The following is a 2,397-nucleotide window of genomic DNA, read 5'->3' on the forward strand; positions in this document are numbered from 1 at the left end:
TCCATATTGTTCCATGTCCTTTTAAACCATTCATCCTGCCATGCAAACACGATTCCGCCTGCAGAGCCTTCCTCGACAATTGAATTAAACAGTTTGCTGTTCATTTCTCCCTGCTGCTTCTCGTTCAAAAATCCCTGATTCATTCCGAACTTATTCCGGTGAGTCAGTCCCCGTGAAGACGGCACCCCAAACTCAGCAACAAGGACTGGCATTTTATGCGCATTGATTAAATCGTGCAAATACCCGGCATAATGATTTGTCTTGCCCTTTTCATCCTTATATTTCAGGTATTTCTTTTCATAGTTCAAAAAGTCAGGATAGTATGGATAAATATGATAGGAAGCAAACATTCCCGCGTTAAAGCTTGCCTTTTTTTCAATATGGTTAGGATTCACCGATACCATGTCTTCTGTCTCAAGAGGCTCACTCGGGTGATCAAGTAAATCCGTCGTTACCCAGTTCGTAAAGCTGAGGGTATGCTGCCAGCTGTATTGTTTTGTTTCATATGCCGCTGTGAATTCCATCATCCCTGCCAGCCAGACTTCGAAAGGCTCAGCATCCTTTGTTGAAAAATATCGACCTGAAAACTGATCCATTCCTTTATGAACATTGTTTGTATTAAGCACAGCTCCTGGGTCCCACTCAGTTCCAATGATAAACCCTAGAACATATGGAGAAATATCATATCGATAAACCCCTGATGCATGTCCAGGAGTTGGCTTTATATCTGCGTTGCCGTGGACAATATCCACCATCTGCTTCAATTCCCGCTTGAAATCATCCATGACAATTGTGGAAAAAGCATCCTGGGAACCAACAAAGTTCTCTTCGTTCACCCAGGCTCCATGAAACAGGTAAATAGGCTTTTCTGCCATCTGGTTATATTCATAAAAAGCTTCATAAAACACCGGGGGATGCAATGTATAAATCCTGATTGCATTCGCATTCATTCCGCCAATCAGCTTAAACCAGCGGAGGTACTCCTCCTTCGTAATGGCAGCCTCACCTGGGAATGCTCCTGGTTTTCCCATCCCGATATTGACACCTTTTATGAGCATGCTTTCCCATTGGCCATCTTTTTGGATTCGAATGAAATCCGAATTGGTTTTGCTATTATATTGGACCTTTTCGTCCACTGCAATCTCTGGCACATGATTCTTTTGTTTCTTATGAAGCCCCCCAGCTAAGATTTCCTTCATCATTGGAACATACGTGCTCCAATAAAAAGAGTTCCTGCCAACCGTCATCTTCCTCCAAGTCGATAAGCCTGCTGTTTGATAAATTCCTGGCACTTCGGCTTCATCTGCATAATCTCCGGCAAAATAATAGGATGAGTACAGCTTATTCTTGTGGTGGATGACAGCCGGGAACTGCAGAGGAATTCCATAGGATGCCAACTTTTCCATCGCCTGCTCTTTGACTGGCAGTTGATAGTTTGCAAGGATCTCAGCTTTATCCAGTGGTTCAATGATATCGAACCAATACGTGTATCTCGAATTCAGGTCTGCGTTGAAAGTCTTATCACCTTTCTGCGTAAGCAAAAATTTCAATCCTTCACCATCAATATCCTCTTCCCCAATTACAACGATGAAGTCTTCCTCATTGACGAATACAAACCCAGCACCGGTAAAATTCCAGCCTCCAGTTTGCATTTTATATTGATCAATGATCCACTGTGGAACTTCTTTTCCATCCAATTCAGAAAAATAACGGCCAGTCCAGCCGCTCCATTTTACATTCAACAGATTGGTCATCTGCTTCCTGACAGCTTCCTCTGTAGGACTTCCAAATGTGTTGAATTCTGCTATCAGCGTTTTGTTTCCCTTAAGAAGAGCGTTCTCCAGCGTGGTTACATCCTCCTGCTGGAGACCTCCATACAATTGTTTAGACCTGCTTCCTGACTCATTAGGACCGTGGAATTCCTCTTCATATACACCATAAAGGTCGGCAAGGTACACAACCTTGAATGGATCTAAATCATCTGGCAGCTTGCCGGCGGTATATGATTTTGATTTTTCAAGTTCAAAGCCAATATAATCATCTTCGGCTGAATATCGACTGCCGCTGCTTTTCCTATATTTCTCGTTGTTTAAAATCCAGGTAAGGCCTTTATGCTCACGAAAGCTTTTGTCCGGGACGGTTTTATCGACAATTAATAGGTCCAGGGTTTTCTCCGGCTTTATGTACCAGAGCCAAAATGGGCTGGAAACAATGGCTACAACCAAGAATACAAGGATCAGAACAATCAGCTGAGGTTTATTTTTGAATATAGACTTCATTGAGATACACCTTTTCTTTTCATTTCTCCCCAGCTTTTATCACCTATTACCATCTGCCATATTCCTTCACATCTCCAAAGCACGGTTAGTGGACGATACCATAGCGTTTCTGTTAGGG

Annotated in this window: 1 protein-coding gene; it reads right to left on the reverse strand. The window is 42.8% G+C overall.

Features of this window, described 5'->3' with window-relative positions; genetic code table 11:
- The coding region (locus tag WB217_RS18430; RefSeq protein WP_423994777.1) for a hypothetical protein at window positions 1-2,279 on the reverse strand (2,279 nt) is incomplete at its 3' end.
- Between the last annotated feature and the right edge of the window lie 118 nt (window positions 2,280-2,397).

Origin of the sequence: Mesobacillus sp. (genome assembly GCF_049588175.1) — a bacterium.
Taxonomy (GTDB): Bacteria; Bacillota; Bacilli; order Bacillales; family Cytobacillaceae; genus Mesobacillus.